This is a genomic window from Streptomyces sp. NPDC006551 (genome assembly GCF_040611675.1).
Lineage (GTDB): Bacteria > Actinomycetota > Actinomycetes > Streptomycetales > Streptomycetaceae > Streptomyces.
The window spans coordinates 1-2,335 of the sequence record NZ_JBEXOT010000097.1; the positions used below are offsets into that span (position 1 = coordinate 1).

The 2,335-nt window shown below is 72.2% G+C and carries 1 protein-coding gene; it reads left to right on the forward strand.

Features of this window, described 5'->3' with window-relative positions; translation table 11 throughout:
• Nucleotides 1–362 precede the first annotated feature (362 nt).
• Nucleotides 363–2,255, forward strand: coding sequence for a peptidoglycan recognition family protein (locus ABZY12_RS34300; RefSeq protein WP_356897371.1), 1,893 nt, complete (start codon nucleotides 363–365; stop codon nucleotides 2,253–2,255).
• Nucleotides 2,256–2,335 lie beyond the last annotated feature (80 nt).

Here is a 2,335-nt window from a genome sequence, read left to right on the forward strand (position 1 = left end):
CCTGCCACGGCTGGCGCGTCACCCACTCCTCCACCGGCGCCGGGGTCACCCCCCGGTGCCGACACACCGGGCGCGCGGGGCGTCTTCGTTTCCCGGCGCCGCGCGGGGACCGGCATTGGTCCACTCCACTGGCGCGCCGCAGGCCCGGGCACTGTCCTGGCGAAACTCCGTGAAATAGCTTCTGACATGGGAAATCCCGTGCCGGGAGAGGTGATTGACGGATCGTCGGTGAGCCGATACCCCTGTACGGGTTCGGCCCCGCACGCCCCCTCACTCCCCCGTTCCCGGAGGCTGCCTTGCACCGTTCCGCCTCACGCAGACGTGCCCCTCGAGCGCGCGCCGCGGCGTCTGCCGCTCTGCTGTTGCCCCTCCTCGTCGCCGCCCCGTCGGCCACCGCCGAACCACGGGAGGCTGACTCGCTGCAGCGCCAGTTCGCGGCGGCCGCCGCACGCCAGGGCGTTCCGGAGAGTGTGCTCCTCGCCGTGTCGTACCTCCAGTCTCGGTGGGACGGGCACGGTGGGGCGCCGAGTGTGACGGGCGGCTACGGTCCGATGCATCTGACGGACGCCGTGACCGCGCTCGCCCAGGCCCCGCACCACTCGCATGGGGAGGAGGACGCGCGCGGCGACGACTCCCGTACCCCTCGTCATGGAGCGGAGACGCAGACCCCGCTGCCGACGGCCGCCGATCTCCCGGCGCGCCTGAAGACCCTGGACCGGGCGGCCGCGTTGTCGGGGATCCCCGCCGAGGAGCTGCGGACGAGCACCGCGGCGAACATCGAGGGCGGGGCCGCGCTACTCGCCGCGGCCCAGCGGGAGTCGGGCCGGCCGCTGAGCGCCGACCCGGCCGACTGGTTCGGGGCGGTGGCGCGCTACTCCGGCGCGGACGACACGGCGACGGCGACGACGTACGCGAACGACGTGTACGACATCATCCGCGGCGGTGAGTCCCGTACCACCGACAGCGGGCAGGTGGTCACGCTGGCCGCCGACGCGGACATCGCGCCCGCGACCGGGCAGGTGGAGTCGCTGGGTCTGCGGACCGCCGACGCCGGACGGACGGAGTGCCCGCGGACGGTCGCCTGCGAGTGGATCCCGGCGCCGTACCAGGAGTTCGGTGACGGGGACTACGGCAACCATGACAAGGGGAACCGGCCCGCGTCCCAGTCGATCGACTACATCATCGTCCATGACACCGAGGCCACGTGGGACGTCACCCTGAAGCTGGTGCAGGACCCGACGTACGTGTCCTGGCAGTACTCGTTGCGTTCGTCGGACGGGCACATCGCCCAGCATCTGCCGCTCAAGGACGTCGGCTGGCACGCGGGCAACTGGTTCGTGAACGCCAAGTCGGTGGGCCTGGAGCACGAGGGCTTCCTGACCTCGCCCGACTCCTGGTACACGGAGGCGATGTACCGCACCTCGGCGCGCCTGGTGCGTCATCTCGCCAAGCTCTACGACATCCCGCTGGACCGGCAGCACGTCCTCGGCCACGACAACGTGCCCGGCACGGTGACCTCGACGATCCGGGGGATGCACACGGACCCGGGTCCGTACTGGGACTGGGCGCACTACTTCCGGCTGCTGGGCCGTCCGTTCACGCCGAGCGCGGGCCCGGACGCGGCTGTGGTGACGATCCGGCCCGACTACGCCAGGCACCAGCCGGTGTACACCGGGTGTGTGAAGGCGGGACAGGCGTGCGCCCCGCACGGCAGCGGTGCGGTCCGGCTGCACACCGCGCCGAGCGCGGACGCCCCGCTGCTGAAGGACGTCGGTCTGCGGCCGGGCGGTCAGGACTCGACGACCGGGGTGAACGACACGGGGGCGCGGGCGTCGACGGGCCAGCAGTACGCGGTGGCGGAGCGCCGGGGTGACTGGACGGCGATCTGGTACCTGGGGCAGAAGGCGTGGTTCCACAACCCGGAGGCGGAGCCGACGGCGGTGAACGCGCGGGGGTGGGTGCTGTCGCCGAAGGACGGCGCGGCGGAGATCCCGGTGTACGGGCGCGCCTATCCGGAGGCGTCGGCGTATCCGGCGGGTGTCCCGGTCCAGTCGGTGTCGCCGTTGCCGTACAAGCTGCTCGCGGGGCAGCGGTACGTGGTGGGCGATCGCACCCCGGGCGAGTACTACTTCGCGCCGGTGTTCGACACGACCGGGCACAAGGTCGTGCGGGGCCGGGAGGAGTACTACGAGATCCAGTTCGGGCACCGGGTCGCGTTCGTGAAGGCCGCCGACGTGCGGGTTTCCCGAGCCTGAGCCCGGTGGCGGGGAAGGCCGGGGTGGGGGGGGGGGGGGTGCCCCGCGCCCCCCCACGGGTGTCAATTTAAATTAGTTTG